This window comes from Cryobacterium sp. Y11 (assembly GCF_002929535.1).
Taxonomy (GTDB): domain Bacteria; phylum Actinomycetota; class Actinomycetes; order Actinomycetales; family Microbacteriaceae; genus Cryobacterium.
Genome location: NZ_PJJO01000060.1, coordinates 44,834 through 60,224, shown reverse-complemented (window position 1 = coordinate 60,224; position 15,391 = coordinate 44,834). Strand labels below are relative to the sequence as shown.

The window sequence follows — 15,391 nt, the reverse complement described above, 5'->3', positions numbered from 1 at the left end:
CTATCCACGCCCCCCAGTACGCCAGCCTGACGCGACAACCGGATAGATAGTGAGCATTATCATGAGCCAGTACTTTCACAGCGAAGTCATTTCAATCGGCGAAGACGCCCTTGAAATGGTTGAGGGTGGTGTGGTCATCTTCTTCGGAGAACCGTGTCCGGCTGAATTGGCCGAGGTGAGTATCGTACACAAGTCCATCAAGCACGATCCAGAGCGCGATCCCCAGCCGGGGGACGTGTTGCGGGTCGGCGAGGCCAGAGTCACCGTCACCGCCGTCGGTGAACGGGCGGGGGAAAACCTGCGGCAGCTCGGCCACATCGTGGTCTACTGCAACCCGGAGGCCGGTACGAACCTGCTGCCCGGTGCCCTTCACGCTGAGGGAGAGCTGGGGCTGCCGCAACCTGGCGCCATGATTGAACTGATTATGGGTGCCTAAATGGACACCGGCAGATTTGCTCTTTTCCTGTTGGGGGCCCTGCTCCTGAGCGGATTGTTCAGTTACTTTCAGCAGCGTGCATACACCGGCGTCACTCGGCGTCTGGCGCAGCAGTTCGGCGGAAACAGCGCCCACGTTCTGGTCTCCGGTCGCAGCAAGGGCATCCTTCGTGGAGCCGTCGTGGTGTTGGTGATTGATTCAATCGACCAGGAGGTGCTCGCTGCGGAGGCCATGGTCGGCCGCAGCGTGCTGGCCAAGTTCCGAGTGCGCGCGGAACTTCTGGGGTCCGCGCGCTCAGTCGTGGAGCGGGCCACGGGAAAGAGCATGAAGAAGGCCGTTCAGGGATGCCTGGAACAGGCGGAGATCGTGCGCCGCAAGGGGACGGGTACTCGTTCTCCGAGTCGTCCTGACCCGGCGCGTCCCGAGCCCGCGTAGGAACGACAGGCTGTTCGTTCCGCCGCCGACCGCGCGCCAGCGTCGTCGGGAGCACACTCACGCGTCGTGGAATTCACATAAGTGAGTACGCTAAGCACATAAGTGCAGACAATTTCAATTATCACTGGAGGAACTCATGGGCTACACACGCAAGCTTCTCGAACGTCAGAGTAAGATCGGCCGCCCGGTACGGGTCGGCCTGGTCGGTGCGGGCCAGATGGGATCGGGTTTCATCGCCCAGATCGCGCGCCAGAAGGGTGTGGACATCACCGCCGTCGCCGACGTTGCGGTGGAGCGTGCGATCTCCGCCCTGCACAACGCCGGCATTGAAGATGTGGTGCAAGACAGCGACACGTCGGTGTTGAGCCAGGCAATCGAGGCGGGTCGACACGTCGTCGTGAACGACGCGCTCACGCTGACGAAACTGCCGATTGACCTCGTCATCGAATGCTCGGGTGTTCCCGAGATCGCAGCAAAGGTTGCCTTGGCGTCATTACTGGGCGGCAAGGATGTTGCGCTGATGACCGTTGAGGCCGACGTGACCGTTGGATTGCTGCTGGCGCGCATCGCCGCGCAGACCGGCAACATCTACACGGTCTGCCGCGGCGACGAGCCGGTGGAATGCCTCAAGCTCGTGGAGTACGTGCAGGACATCGGACTCGAAGTTGTCTGTGCCGGTAAGGGAAAGAACAACCCCCTGAACAGCGCGGCCACCCCGGCAATGCTGGTCGAAGAAGCATCAGCGAAGGGCATGAACCCGCGCATGCTGTGCAGCTTCGTGGACGGCACCAAGACCATGATCGAGATGGCAGCCCTCGCGAACGCCGCCGACCTCCAGTTGAGCCGGCGGTCGATGAACGGACCGCCGGCCACGGTGCCCACCCTGCACGACATTTTCAAGCCGGTGAGCGACGGCGGCATCCTTCCCGCTAGTGGGGTCGTCGACTACGCGACCGGCCCCGTGGCCCCCGGCGTGTTCGTCGTGGCCAAAGCCGACGATGACGTGGTTCGGGAAGAGCTGCGCTACCTCAAGCTCGGCGATGGCCCGTACTTCTCCTTCTACCGCCCGTACCACCTGGCCAGCGTTGAGGCCGTACTGTCCATCGGTGAGGTCATCATCGATCGGCAGGCATCGCTCGCCCCGGCAGCGTGGAATGCCGACGTGTCCGCGATGGCCAAGCGCGACCTCGTCGTTGGCGAGAAAATCGACGGCATTGGTGGCGAGCACGTCTACGGTGATGCCGTTTCTGCCGTCGAAGCCCGCGCCGGGCGCGAGCTGCCGATTGGTCTCGCATCCGCTGCAACGCTGCGTCGCAACGTCGCGAAGGGCACACCGATCACCTACGACGATGTCACCCTGGACGAGACCAAGACCATCGTCATCCTGCGCAAGCTGCAGGATGCCCTGCTGACCGATGGCCTGTTGGAAGAGACCCAGCTGCTGACCGACAGCGTGTCGGAAGACACCCAGCTGCTGTCCCTGGTCAACTAGCACTCGGCCGATTTCGCCGGACATCACCGCTCCCCAATGAGCGGCGATGTCCGGTTTTGCGGGTTAACGAGCAGATTGACCGTTGAGAGACTGAGGAGCAACTCATGAAGGAACTGTGCGGTATCGGAGTGGGGCGCACAATCGCTGTCGGCCCCGTGTTACGGATGCCAGCCGCACTTTCGGAACCGGAGCGGGCTCATCGCACGACGGATGCCCGTGACGAGCAGCGGCTGGTCGGCATCGCGCTTGCCACGGTCTCGGCCGATTTGCTTCAGCGCGGTGAAGCAGCCGGCGGTGAAGCGCAGGACGTGTTGGAAGCACAGTCGATGATGGCGCTGGACCCAACACTCGTCGATGATGTGAACACGCGAATTGATGCGGGAAGTACCGGAGAACGCGCGGTCTTCGAAGCTTTCGCTGACTTTGCCGCTCGCCTTGGCGATCTGGGCGGATACCTGGCTGAGCGCGCCGCCGACCTGCATGATGTCGCGCAGCGGATCATCGCTGTGCTGCGTGGCGTACCCGCACCGGGTCTGCCGGAATCTCGGTCGCCCTATATTCTCGTGGCGCGCGATCTCGCTCCGGCCGACACGGTCCTCCTGGACCCGCTCCTGGTTCTTGCGCTCGTCACGAGTGACGGTGGACCGACCTCGCACACAGCGATCCTCGCTCGCTCGCTCCTTCTGCCGGCCGTCGTGGGCGTCGAGGGAGCGGATGAGCTGCTGGACGGCACCACGATCATCGTCGATGCCGCAACCGGCCGGATCACGGTTGCGCCCGGGCCCGACGAACTTGCGGCGGCGGAGGACCGATTGAGGGCCCTGGCGGCAGAACAATACATCGAACTTGCCCCGGGTGCGTTGCGTGACGGGGAGGCGCTGCCGTTGCTGGCCAATCTGGGATCCAGCGCGGACTGCGCCCAGGCCGTGCGGTTAGGGGCGGAGGGAGTGGGGCTGTTTCGTACGGAGTTTCTCTTCCTGGACTCCCAGGCCGCGCCCACGGTTGCCGAGCAGCAAGCACACTACACGTCCGTCCTGGAAGCCTTTCCCGGGCAGAAAGTGGTCGTGCGATGCCTCGACGCCGGTGCCGATAAACCCTTGAAGTTTCTGCACGGTGGGCCGGAGGAGAATCCGGCACTCGGTCTTCGCGGGCTCCGGGCGCTGCGGGCCAACGAAGAGGTGCTGCGCGACCAACTCACCGCCCTCGCGGGTGCCGAGCGCGCCACCAGCGCCGAACTCTGGGTGATGGCGCCGATGGTTTCGGACCTGGCGGAGACCAGGTATTTTGTCGACCTCGCCCGGGAGCTGGGAATTCGTGTAGCCGGAGTGATGGCCGAGATTCCTTCCCTCGCGCTGATGGCCGATCAGGTAGTACGCGCCTGTGATTTCGTGAGCATCGGAACGAACGATCTCACCCAATACACGATGGCCGCCGACCGGCTGCTGGGTTCCGTCGCGTCGTACCAGGACCCGTGGCATCCGGCCGTTCTACGGTTGGTCAAGCTTATTGGTGACGCTGGTACTGGCGCCGGTACGCCGGTCGGTGTCTGTGGTGAAGCTGCCAGTGACCCCCTCCTGGCCGTTGTGCTGGTCGGCCTCGGTGCGACGTCGCTGTCGATGACCGCGGCAGCCCTGGCGGATGTTCGGGCCGAACTTCTGCGCTACACCCGCCTCGAAGCGGCGCAACTCGCGTCCCGTGTGCTCGGAGCTTCCAGCGCGGCCGAGGCACGCACCCTGGCTCGGGACTTCGTGACGAACTGAACCTCGCACCCAGAAGCAGCTCTGAGAAAAGGAGTTCTCAGAGCCGCTTCTTCGTGCCGTGAACGTGTCGTGTTAGACGCCGTCCACGGAAGCTACTGCCGGCGCATCCGCTTCTTCTTCGAAGGCCAGCAATTGGCGAGCGGCATCGCGTCGCTTCTCGATACGACTCACCCAGAAGGCGAAACCGACCGCGATAACAGCGAGCGCGGCTACCGTCCACCCGCCCAAATTCGCCGCCGCAAAGAACAGACCCGTCAGCGGGTTGGCTCCGTCGACCAGTGACGAGATCTGCTGCGCTCCCTGGGTGTCGGTGAATCCCGAATCGGCGGCGATTTTCGTGAACTGAGGAGCCGTCGCGGTGGCGATGAACAGTCCGGCACCGATAACGATCGCCCCGCCGATGACCGAGCGGATGATGTTTCCGCGAAAGATCGGAACCATCATGGCGACGATGAAGGGAATCGTTGCGAGGTCGACGAGCGGGAGCACTTGATTTCCTGCCGGCGCGAGTGCGATCGCCACGAGAACCGTAATCGGTACCAGAACTAGCGAGGTCGCGAGAACAGCCGGCTGGCCGACCGCGATGGCCGGGTCGAGGCCGATGTAGAACTTACGGCCTGGAAAACGTTTCTGCACGAACGTGCGCGCCGAGTCCGAGACCGGGATCAGCCCCTCCATCAGAATGGACACCATTCTCGGCAGTAAGAGGAGAACTGCCGCGAGGCTGATGGCCAGAACGAGGATCGAAATTGAATCTTTACGGGGGTCATCGAAGCCGTACCCGGCCAGGCCAATGAATATGCCCAGAATGAGACCAAGAATCATCGACTCCCCGAAGACTCCGAATCGGCGCTCGATAGTCTCGGGATCTGCCTTGAGCTTGCGAAAGCCGGGGATGCGATCAAAGACCCAGTTGAGCGGCACCGCGAGCAAAATGTACGGGGCACTCGTGCCGTGGGGGAAGGAAATATCAGGAAACTTGAAGTATTTCTGAATCCACGGTGCGGATAGATCGGCGAGTGCGAGCACGATTGTCATGTGCACGGCAGACGCGGCCAGGCCGAGCCAGAAGCTGCCGGTCACGCCGCCGACCAGGGCGCCGACGAGAGCGAAATGCCAATAGTTCCACAGGTCGATGTTGAACGTGCGCGTCAGGCCGGACCAGAGCAGGAGCATGTTGACCGCGAGGCAGACCGGAATGATGAGTGCACCGACCGTTGATCCGAATGCGATGGCAGCACTGGCCGGCCAGCCGACGTCGAGGGTGGTGAGATCGACGCCGAGGTTCTTGGCGAAATTCTGCGCTGCGGGCCCGACGGTGGATGCCATCAGCCCGATGACCAGATTGATTCCAATGAATCCGACGCCGATGAGCACACCTGCTCGCAGCGCCTGCGCAAATTTCTGCCCGAGGATCATGCCGAATATGGTGATCAGAATGGGAAGTGTTACTGCCGCGCCGAGCGAGGTCAGGTAACTCGTCACGTTTTCAAGAATTTCTTGAACGATGTTCATTTCTGTGGGACTCCAGTAGCAAATAGGTGCCCGATTGAGCTCGTTGGGTGAGGCCAGGGATGTGAAGTGGGTGGAAGATGAATCACGCTTTTAGCGCGGCTTCAATCTGTGCGAATGTCTGGTCGAGGCCCATACCGGTGAGAAAGGGCAGGCCGGCAATGACCGGAACGGTGACGGATGCGGGTATTTGGGTTGTTGCAACGATGAAATCTGCCGACACCTGCCCACGAAGGATGTCGGCGACCTTGCCCTGAGAAATGGACACGTCATATCCGTTGGTGCGGCAGAACTCCTTCAATTTAACCGCGACGACCGTCGACGTGGCCGCCCCTGTTCCACAGACGACCAGTATCTTCTTGTGTGCCATTTTTATCCCTCCGACCGGGTCATCCTTGACCCGTGTGTCACAATTATGCACTAATACATGGCATATGTGAGTATGCCCGCTCTCAACGACGTGAGGAATGACATGGACATGAGTTCGACCGGGACTGCACCCGAGGCATCGGTGCACCGTGATATCAGCATTTTCCGACTGGACGCCGATACCGATGTCGACGTACTCGCGGCGCTGGCCGAACAGGCTGAACAGAACGGATGGGTCGCCCCCAGTTTTCGGGCGGCGCTACTGGAGCGGGAACGGGGGTACCCAACGGGACTGCCCACGGTCATCCCCGTTGCCATTCCACACGCTGATCCGGTGCACGTGCTGAGACCGGGACTCGGACTAGCCGTGCTGGCTCATCCGGTGCAATTCGGCGAGATGGGCGGCGTGGGAGCGTCGGTCAGTGCCCGGGCCGTTGTGCTGATTTTAGTGCAGAATCCCGACGAGCAGATTGTTCTGCTGACCCGGCTCATCGGATTGTTCCAGCGGCCAGACTGGTTCGACCGGCTCGAGCATGCCGCAGACCTCAACGACCTGGTCACCGTCTTTGGGAACCTGCTCGCCGAGCAGGTGAGTGTTTAGTCCAGAGCGAGAAGTGCGGTGGCCAACGCGGAGTCGACCACCAGCGAGTGCAGCAGCTTGCCCTTGAGCGCCCCGTGGGTTCCCGCTGCTTTGTGGATTCCGGCAGCGACCCCGACCACCTTGGGAATCTTGCGCAGACTGGCCAGATCGATTGCAATGACGTGGTCGTTGACGGACGAATCGACGGCCGTGCCGTAGTCGTCGAAATATCGGGTGCAGCAGTCGCCGACGGCACCGGAGTCACGAAACTGAGCAAGTTCGGTAGCTGACAGCGACATGGAATCGATGATTGCCGAGGATGCGCCTTCACCAACGCTGCCGATGCCGACAATGGCGACCTGAGCTTGGCTGGCGGCTTCCAGAACCGTTCGGATTGAAGTTTCGGTGAGGAATGCCGTGCGTGCTGTCGTCGATTCAACGACGGCCGGCGCGTACAAGCGCCGGTGGCGGGCGCCCAGTTTGATCGCGAGCGCTCGAACGAGAACGTTTCCGTCTCTAGCCGCATCCACGATCGACAGGCCGCCAACCAGCGGAAGAATTTCGAGGGTGGAGTGTGTGGGATCCCGCGCTGTTTCCTCCACGACGGCCTGAACGGCCGACCCCCAGGACACCGCGATCGAACCTTCCAAGGGGAGATGGTCCATGAGCCACTGCGCGCCCAATTCGCCCACGCGTGCGAGCTGCATTTCTGGTGCCCCGCTCGGTGCGACGCGAGCTTCCTTGAGCCCGTATTTTTGGATCAGGTCGCGTTCCAGCTTCGAATCTCGCCGAAACGGAGCGTTGATTCTAATATCGACGATCCCATTGGCGCGGGCGCTCGTGAGCACCCTCGACACATTGGAGCGAGAAATGCCCAGTTCGGTGGCAACTTCGGCTTGGGACTTGCCATCGATGTAATACAGCGTCGCCGCACGAACAAACATTTCTTGCTCGCGTGGGCTGGGCATTTAGGGCTCCCTGGGTCAGATCGCCCGCTGGCGTGACGTAGAGTTGGAGTGTATCAGCATGAGTCCATGCCCGGGTCCCGCGCCTACCCGAGCCGGGTCAGACCCCTGACCTAAACTGGGAGGCGTGACCATGCAACTGTACGATTCCAAGGCTCAGTCCTTGCGCGACTTTATCCCCCTCGAAGCGGGCCAAGTCTCGATGTACGTGTGTGGACCCACCGTGCAGTCCAGCCCGCACATTGGTCACCTGCGGAGCGCCCTGGTCTACGACCAGTTGCGTCGCTGGCTCAGCTACCGCGGTATGAACGTCACCTTCGTGCGCAATGTCACCGACATCGACGACAAAATTCTGATCAACGCGCAGGGATCGAACGAACAGTGGTGGGCCCTCGCCTACCGCTTTGAGCTCGAGTTCACCGCCGGATACCAGCGCCTCGGCATTCTCGCCCCCAGCTACGAGCCGCGCGCGACGGCAAGCATCTCCGAGATGCAGACCATTATTTCCACCCTGATCGAGCGCGGCCATGCCTATGCCGCCCCCGACTCTTCGGGCGATGTCTACTTCGACAGTGCCAGCTGGGCTGCTTACGGCGCCCTCACCCACCAGTCGCCCGGCAACATGGAAGCGGCGACGGATGCCTCCCCGCGCGCCAAGCGCGACCCGCGTGACTTCGCCCTCTGGAAGGGTTTCAAGGCCGGCGAACCCGCCTCGGCCGCCTGGGCCTCGCCGTGGGGTCTGGGTCGACCGGGCTGGCACATCGAGTGCTCGGCCATGGCCGCCCGGTATCTCGGGCAGGCGTTCGACATTCACGGCGGGGGACTCGACCTGCGGTTTCCGCACCACGAGAACGAGCTCGCCCAGTCCAACGCGGCCGGCAGTGACTTCGCGAACTACTGGGTGCACAACGGCCTGGTCAACGTGAACGGGCAGAAAATGTCCAAGTCGCTCGGCAACTCGGTGTTCGCGGCCGAACTGCTCGATCAGGCTCGCGCCATCGTTGTGCGCTATTTTCTCGGCGCAGCCCACTACCGATCCACTATCGACTACAACGACGGCTCGCTGGCCGAGGCTGAAGCCGCCCTCGAACGCGTCGAGAGTTTTCTCGACCGCGCCGACCGCAGACTGGCCGGAACCCGGTTCGCCGGCACCGGCGTCGAGGTCGTGCCCGATGATTTCGCCGCCGCGATGGACGACGACCTCGCCGTTCCGCAAGCGCTCGGCGTTCTGCACGACACCGTGCGCGCCGGCAACGCCGCGCTGGATGCCGAAGACCTACACGCTGCGGCATCCGCTCGTAGTGAAGTACTCGCGATGAGCGAAGTACTGGGAATCAACCCTTTGTCGCCCGGCTGGGCCGTGGCAACAGACGAACCGGCCATGGTGGCCCTGAGCGCGTTGGTCGAGCGACTGCTCGGCGACCGCAACGACGCCCGCGAAAACCGCGACTATGCGGCCGCAGACCGAATCCGGGACGAACTCGTCGCCGCCGGAATCACCATCGAAGACACCCCGTCGGGTGCCCATTGGAGCTTTGACTGATGAAGAATCTAGACCGCAAATCGCGCACCGGATCGGTGCGCAAGGGCAGCCGTGGAGCCCAGGTCGGCTCCGGCGGCCAGGGCCGCCAGGCACTCGAGGGCAAGAAGCCAACGCCCAAGGCCGAAGACCGTCCGTACCACCCCGCTGGTAAGCGCAAGGCAGCCGCCGAGCGCTTCACCGCGGCCGGCGGCTTCAACTCGCGCCCAGCAGCGGATGCTTCTGCCAACCGGGGCGGCGCCCGTGGCGGTCCGGCTGCTCGCGGCGGTGCCCGCGGCGCGTCGCAGGGTGGCCCGCAGCGCGGCACGGGTAACACCGGCGGCGGCGGGTCTTCGACCCGTCGCGCCCAGCAGATCGACGAGCATGAGATCGTTACCGGCCGTAACTCGGTTCTTGAGGCCTTGCGCGCGAAGATTCCCGCGCTGACCCTGTACATCGCGGCGCGCATCGAAATGGATGAGCGGGTCAAAGAGGTGTTGCTCATGGCAACGAGCCGCAATATCCCCATTCTCGAGGTTATGCGTCCAGAACTTGACCGTCTTGCCGGTCGCGATGCCGTACACCAGGGCCTCGCGCTCAAGGTTCCGGCCTACGAATATGCGCACCCGATGGAGCTGCTCGAACTGACCATCAGCCGCGGCCATAAGCCCTTGTTCGTGGCTCTCGACGGCATCACCGACCCGCGCAACCTGGGTGCGATCATCCGTTCGACCGCTGCGTTCGGCGGGCACGGCATCATCGTGCCGCAGCGTCGCTCGGTCGGCGTCACCGCCTCGGCGTGGAAGACCAGCGCTGGCGCGGCGGCCCGCACACCGGTGGCTATGGCGAGCAACCTGACGCAGACGCTGAAGGCGCTCAAGGCACAGGGCGTGTTCGTGCTCGGCCTGGCCGGCGATGGCGACGTGTCGCTGCCCGACCTCGGTACCGGCTTCGCCGAACGCCCGATTGTGATCGTCGTCGGCAGCGAGGGCAAGGGCCTGTCTCGCCTCGTCACCGAGACCTGCGACGCGATCGTTTCGATTCCGATCAGTGCCTCGACCGAGTCGCTGAACGCCGGAATCGCTGCCGGTGTGACTCTCTACGAGGTCTCCCGCCTCCGCGCCCAAATCAAGCAAGCAAAGCAAGCCGCCAAGTCCTAGTTCGCACTCTGCACGGGGCCCGGGCCCCGTCCACGGGCCCAGCTTATAAACTGGGCCCGTGGCCATAGGGTGGGCCCGATGCGTACAATCTCCCCAAATCAAGTGGCGACCTGTCTCGCGTTCGGCACGCGCGGTTCGAGTATCGTGTTGGTCCAGTCGCTGGACGGGGCCCGGGCCCCGTTTATGGGCCCCTTGTATAGACTGGGCCCCTGTTCATGAGGTGCGCTCGGCGACCATCGCGATTGTGAGAACGACCAGTGCGCGTCCTCCACAGCGCATGGTTCGGCCCACTTTCCACAGATCAGTTCACGTCACATCATCCACGCCCCAGGCATGGTGACAATTGGTCATGTTTGAGATTCTGGATGTTCCCAGTGCCCACAACGACGCACTGATTCTCGCCGAGTCCCTGTGGGCAGCGGGTCTGAACACCCGCGCAGTTCGCGCACTGCTTGCGAATGGTGAGCTTGTACGCATCCGTCGCGGAGTCTATGCATTGGGGGACACCTGGCGCAGGGCCGAGTGCGACGACCAGTATCGACTATTCGTTCGCGCTACCGTGGTCACGGCCGAGCAACCCCTTCTTCTTTCCCATCATTCTGCGGCGGCACTTTACAACCTGCCCATCATCGGTCCCTGGCCCAAGGTCGTGCATGCGATCAACAACGACACGGCTGGGGGCAGCAGCGCTCGTTTCACCACGAGTCATCGGAGCGTGGTTGAACCGGAGCCGGTCACGATAAACGGATGCGCCGCCACTACTCTTGCGCGCACCCTCATCGATGTGGCGGCAACCTCAAGCTTTCTCATCGGCGTCACGATGATGGACCATGCCTTGCGCATGGAGCAGGAGCGCGGACAGCGGGAACGTCGGCACGGCAGTCTCAGTGCACCGGTACTCTCCAAGGACGACCTGTATGCGGAACTGGCGGTGGTGCATCCGAGACGCGGAAGCCCGAGGGTGCGCCGGGTCATAGACTTCGCCAATCCGCTGTCTGCCAACCCTGGCGAGTCATTGAGCCGGGTGCGCATGGATGAGTTGGGCTTCGCGATACCCGAACTTCAGGTGTGCTTTGTCGTGCAGGGCCGAGAGTATTGGGTCGACTTCTTCTGGCGCGGAGTGCGTAAGATCGGCGAATTCGACGGCAAAATCAAGTACACCCGGGGTGCCATATTGGGTGACCGGCACCCCGGCGATGTGGTTGTCGTCGAGAAGAATCGAGAAAATCTCCTGCGTCCAGAAGCCAGCAGTTTCGACCGCTGGGACTGGGACACGGCCTACTCTCCCCGCCTGTTTTATGAATTCATGATTCAGCACGACGTTCCGCGCGCCTAAACCTGCAGCGGATGCGCCCCGTGCCTACCCTGAGCGGCGCGAATTTCCGTCGTCATAGTGTCCCGCGGCCCACCTTGTGACCCGGGGCTCAGTTTATAAACTGGGCCCGCGGACGGGGCCCGGGCCCCGTCCGAAACGGACATACGTACGGGGACGAAAAACACCACAGGGACCTAAACCTTGAGTTTCCAGTCGTTGGCATCGTCGGGGTCGACAGACATGTCATCGCCGAGCTGCACCCGAATCGGCAGCGTGATTGCGCCGGTGAGCGGGTCAATCACGGTTGCTTCGTCGCGACGATGCCGCAACACATCCTGCACGTAGGAGGTCACGGCCTCGGCTAGCGGAATATCGCGGGACTGGTTCTGCGCCATGTACCAGCGGTGATCGAGCAGTTGGTGGAACACCTGCGCCCGCTCCAGCTTGCCCTGCAGCTCCACGGGAATGGCCCGAACCACCGGCTCGAAGACACGCACGAGCCATTCGTGTGCGACCATTTCCTCGTCGGCGGACGGTTTGCCATACGCGGCGCGGTAGGAATCGAGGTCGTTGAGCAGCCGGCGAGCTTGGTTCTCTTCGGCGTCGAGGCCGGTCAGACGCAGCAGGCGACGCTGGTGGTGTCCGGCGTCGACCACCTTGGGCTGAATCCGCACGCGCGAACCCGTACCATCAGTTTTAATGGTGAGTTCTTCAATATCAAAGCCGAGGTCGTTGAGGCGTCCAACGCGTTCGGCGATGCGCCAGCGTTCCGAATTGGAGAATGATTCGGAGCCGGTTAGCTCCTTCCAGAGCAGTCGGTACGCTGCGACGATGCCGTTGCTGATCCGGATCGGGTCGAGTTCATCGGCGACGCGGCCGCCCGCTTCCAGATCCATGAGTTCGCCGGCGATATTGACCCTGGCAATTTCGAGATCGTTCTCGCGCTGGCCATTCGACAGTCCACCCGAGTACAACTGGCCGGTCTCGGCGTCGACGAGGTAGGCAGCGAAGGCGCCGGCGTCGCGGCGAAACAGGGTGTTTGAGAGGGAGACGTCGCCCCAGAAAAACCCGATCATGTGCAGTCGTACCAGCAACACGGCGAGGGCGTCGACCAACCGGGTGGCAGTATCCGGGCGCAGGGCATGCGAGTACAGGGCCCGGTAGGGGAGGGAGAACTTAAGGTGGCGGGTGACCAGAACCGAATTCAGGGGGCTCTGGTCAGCATCCGTTCTATTGGTGATGACGGCTACCGGCTCAACGCAGGGAATCTCGAGGTTAGCCAGGGTGCGCAGCATGTCGTATTCACGCTTGGCCATCTCGCTCGTGGTCTCCTTGATGGCGACCACCCGACCGCTCAGGTGTGCGAACCGCACGAGGTGGCGCGAGATGCCCTTGGGCAGCGATGCGATGTTCTCGTTCGGCCAGGCGTCGAGGGGAAGATGCCACGGCAGGTCAAGCAGGGCAGGGTCGACAATGGCCGAAGTGATATTGAGGGAACCGCTCATAAATGTGACCCTAACCAGGGGCTGGAGGAAGCAAACTCCCTCCAGCTAAAAAAGCGGACTAGTCGGTGACGGCGCCGCCGAGGCGCAATCCGCTTTCAGCATCGAAAACGTGCAGGTGGTTCGGCGTGGCCGTGAGATACACGGTTTCGCCGGCGTTCGGGTGCGAGCGGCCGTCGACGCGAGCGACGATATCGGTGCGCTTGCCCTCGATCGTGGAGTGACCGTAGAGGTAACCATCGGCACCGAGTTCCTCGACCAGGTCGACCTCTATCTGCAGGCCCTCTCCGGCACTGGACGACATCTGGATGTCTTCCGGACGAATGCCAACGGTGACCCTCTTGCCGGTCGAGCCGGCCAGAGTGTCGCGCTGCACGGGAACGGTCGCTGTACCGAATTTGATGCCGCCGTCGACGGTGTCCGCGAGGAACAGGTTCATCGCGGGGCTGCCGATGAAGCCGGCCACAAACACGTTCTGCGGCTTTGCGTACAGGTCGCGAGGCGAACCGACCTGCTGCAGGATGCCGTCCTTCAGCACCGCAATCCGGTCACCCATGGTGAGCGCCTCGGTCTGGTCGTGGGTTACGTAGACGGTGGTGACGCCGAGCCGACGCTGCAACGATGCGATCTGGGTACGCGTCTGCACGCGCAGCTTGGCGTCAAGGTTCGACAGCGGCTCATCCATCAGGAACACCTGCGGCTGACGCACGATTGCGCGGCCCATGGCGACGCGCTGACGTTGGCCACCGGAGAGCGCCTTCGGCTTGCGGCTGAGGTAGGGCTCGAGGTCGAGCAGCTTGGCGGCTTCAAGCACGCGGGCGGCGCGCTCGTCTTTGTTGATGCCGGCAATCTTGAGTGCGAAGCCCATGTTCTCGGCGACGGTCATGTGCGGGTACAGCGCGTAGTTCTGAAAGACCATGGCGATGTCGCGGTCTTTCGGCGGGACATCCGTTACGTTGCGCTCACCGATGAAAATGTTGCCGTCATTGACCTCTTCGAGGCCGGCGAGCATACGCAGCGAGGTGGACTTTCCACAGCCGGACGGTCCGACCAAGACTAGGAATTCGCCATCGGCGACCTGCAGGTCAAGCTGGTCGACAGCCGGCCTCGTGGAGCCGGGGTAGAGCCGAGTTGCCTTGTCAAAGGTCACTGAAGCCATAATTATTACTCCTTCACCGGCAGGAACGTGCCGGACGATCCGTTGTGAATAGGATTATTTTCATGTTGTGAGCCGATCAAAGCCAGCACACAACATTTTCATTATGACACACCGGATGTACCCGGCTCCGCGGGCCCAACCCGTTTGGTCGTTTCCCAGTCAGGGGATCTACTATTCGAAAAGAAGTACACCGTGCGATCACGCGCGCCCACTCTTTTTTTGGAAGCGACTATTTATGACTATTGGCGGACCAAGCGACAGCAGTCCCTCAAAGAACCGGCGGCGTGACGCGGCTCGAGTGAAGGCTAAGCAGCTTCGGGTCAGCCAGAAGAAGAAAGATCGTCGAAACAAGGTCTTCCTACAGGGCGGGATAGGCCTGGCCGCCATCGCCATCGTCGTCCTGGTCGTCGTTATCATAGTCAACTCGATTAAACCGGTCGGCCCTGGCCCCAAAAACATGGCCAGCGATGGCGTACTCATTGGCGAGGGTATGATCGCAGCTCTCACTCCGGCCCTGCAGCCCGACGCAACCCCGCGGCCGTCCGAGCCAGATCCGACTGGCGCGGTCGCCAACATTCGCGTTTATATCGACTATCTCTGCCCGTTCTGCGGAGACTTCGAAGCGGCCAACACCGAGCAGATCGCGCAATGGGTCGACACCGGTGCCGCCACGATCGAGATTCACCCGGTGTCAATGCTCACGAGCAGGTCGGCCGGCACCAAGTATTCTCTGCGGTCGGCTAACGCTGCGGCCTGCGTCGCCAATTACTCGCCCAACGATTTCTTCGCCTTTAGCTCTGCCCTGTTCGTTGACCAGCCGGAGGAAAGCTCTCCCGGTCGGAGCAACGACGAGATCAAGGCCGTTGTCAAGGATTCCGGCGTGAGCGACTCACTCTCGCAGATCAATTCCTGCATTGACGACGGCACCTACGAGTCGTGGGTGAAGGCCGCCACCGCCCGGTCCTTGGAAGGCCCGATCGCCAACTCGTCGCTCAAATCCATCACGGGCACCCCCACCGTTCTAGTCAACGGCAAGCCATACGCTGGCTCAATCGACGATCCGAAGGAGTTCGCCTCCTTCGTGCAGCAGGCCCTCGGCGAGACCTACTCCACCTCGACCCCGACGCCGACCCCCACATCGGCACCCGTCGGTTAGTTCACGCAAGCGGATGTGCCTGCTCGCGCCG

14 protein-coding genes are annotated in these 15,391 nt (G+C 62.5%); 9 read left to right on the top strand and 5 right to left on the bottom strand.

Going from position 1 to position 15,391, the window contains the following annotated elements; translation table 11 throughout:
- Positions 1 to 49 precede the first annotated feature (49 nt).
- The 4 genes from CXY75_RS15105 (at position 50) to ptsP (ending at position 4,123) form a co-directional block, all read left to right on the top strand.
- Entirely contained in the window at positions 50 to 436 is a 387-nt protein-coding gene (locus CXY75_RS15105) for a PTS glucitol/sorbitol transporter subunit IIA (protein ID WP_233201941.1), read from the top strand.
- A complete protein-coding gene (locus CXY75_RS15100; protein ID WP_104083645.1) occupies positions 437 to 871 on the top strand; it encodes a transcriptional regulator GutM in 435 nt (144 codons plus the stop codon). It begins immediately after the preceding gene.
- A gap of 136 nt (positions 872 to 1,007) precedes the next feature.
- The gene (locus CXY75_RS15095; protein WP_146069492.1) at positions 1,008 to 2,363 is read left to right on the top strand and encodes an NAD(P)H-dependent oxidoreductase; all 1,356 of its coding nucleotides are present in this window, start codon (positions 1,008 to 1,010) and stop codon (positions 2,361 to 2,363) included.
- Between the two features lie 104 nt (positions 2,364 to 2,467).
- Entirely contained in the window at positions 2,468 to 4,123 is a 1,656-nt protein-coding gene (gene ptsP, locus CXY75_RS15090) for a phosphoenolpyruvate--protein phosphotransferase (protein WP_104083644.1), read from the top strand.
- Between the two features lie 72 nt (positions 4,124 to 4,195).
- Here the strand turns inward: ptsP and CXY75_RS15085 are convergent, their stop codons facing one another.
- Both CXY75_RS15085 and CXY75_RS15080 read right to left on the bottom strand, forming a co-directional pair.
- Complete coding sequence (locus CXY75_RS15085; protein WP_104083643.1) at positions 4,196 to 5,638, bottom strand: PTS galactitol transporter subunit IIC; 1,443 nt, start codon at positions 5,636 to 5,638, stop codon at positions 4,196 to 4,198.
- Between the two features lie 82 nt (positions 5,639 to 5,720).
- Positions 5,721 to 6,005, bottom strand: coding sequence for a PTS sugar transporter subunit IIB (locus CXY75_RS15080; protein ID WP_104083642.1), 285 nt, complete (start codon positions 6,003 to 6,005; stop codon positions 5,721 to 5,723).
- 108 nt (positions 6,006 to 6,113) lie between these two features.
- Between CXY75_RS15080 and CXY75_RS15075 the strand changes: the two genes are divergently transcribed.
- The gene (locus tag CXY75_RS15075) at positions 6,114 to 6,605 is read left to right on the top strand and encodes a PTS sugar transporter subunit IIA (protein WP_104083904.1); all 492 of its coding nucleotides are present in this window, start codon (positions 6,114 to 6,116) and stop codon (positions 6,603 to 6,605) included.
- On the opposite strand, the gene CXY75_RS15070 is transcribed toward CXY75_RS15075, so the two are convergent.
- Positions 6,602 to 7,552: a sugar-binding transcriptional regulator gene (locus tag CXY75_RS15070; RefSeq protein WP_104083641.1), complete on the bottom strand. Its 951-nt coding sequence runs from the start codon at positions 7,550 to 7,552 to the stop codon at positions 6,602 to 6,604. The genes CXY75_RS15075 and CXY75_RS15070 overlap by 4 nt on opposite strands.
- Positions 7,553 to 7,676: 124 nt before the next feature.
- On the opposite strand from CXY75_RS15070, the gene cysS reads away from it, so the two are divergent.
- The 3 genes from cysS (at position 7,677) to CXY75_RS15055 (ending at position 11,564) form a co-directional block, all read left to right on the top strand.
- A complete protein-coding gene (cysS, locus tag CXY75_RS15065) occupies positions 7,677 to 9,092 on the top strand; it encodes a cysteine--tRNA ligase (protein ID WP_104083640.1) in 1,416 nt (471 codons plus the stop codon).
- Positions 9,092 to 10,228, top strand: a complete 1,137-nt coding sequence (gene rlmB / locus CXY75_RS15060) for a 23S rRNA (guanosine(2251)-2'-O)-methyltransferase RlmB (protein ID WP_104083639.1) — start codon at positions 9,092 to 9,094, stop codon at positions 10,226 to 10,228. The genes cysS and rlmB overlap by 1 nt, the downstream gene beginning before the upstream one ends.
- A 349-nt stretch (positions 10,229 to 10,577) precedes the next feature.
- On the top strand, positions 10,578 to 11,564 hold the full coding sequence (locus tag CXY75_RS15055) for a type IV toxin-antitoxin system AbiEi family antitoxin domain-containing protein (protein ID WP_104083638.1): 987 nt from the start codon (positions 10,578 to 10,580) through the stop codon (positions 11,562 to 11,564).
- A 173-nt stretch (positions 11,565 to 11,737) separates the two neighbouring features.
- On the opposite strand, the gene CXY75_RS15050 is transcribed toward CXY75_RS15055, so the two are convergent.
- Both CXY75_RS15050 and CXY75_RS15045 read right to left on the bottom strand, forming a co-directional pair.
- Positions 11,738 to 13,048, bottom strand: coding sequence for a DUF4032 domain-containing protein (locus tag CXY75_RS15050; protein ID WP_104083637.1), 1,311 nt, complete (start codon positions 13,046 to 13,048; stop codon positions 11,738 to 11,740).
- Positions 13,049 to 13,106: 58 nt separating this feature from the next.
- The gene (locus CXY75_RS15045; RefSeq protein WP_104083636.1) at positions 13,107 to 14,204 is read right to left on the bottom strand and encodes an ABC transporter ATP-binding protein; all 1,098 of its coding nucleotides are present in this window, start codon (positions 14,202 to 14,204) and stop codon (positions 13,107 to 13,109) included.
- Between the two features lie 298 nt (positions 14,205 to 14,502).
- On the opposite strand from CXY75_RS15045, the gene CXY75_RS15040 reads away from it, so the two are divergent.
- On the top strand, positions 14,503 to 15,360 hold the full coding sequence (locus CXY75_RS15040; protein WP_233201940.1) for a thioredoxin domain-containing protein: 858 nt from the start codon (positions 14,503 to 14,505) through the stop codon (positions 15,358 to 15,360).
- The last annotated feature ends 31 nt before the right edge of the window (positions 15,361 to 15,391 follow it).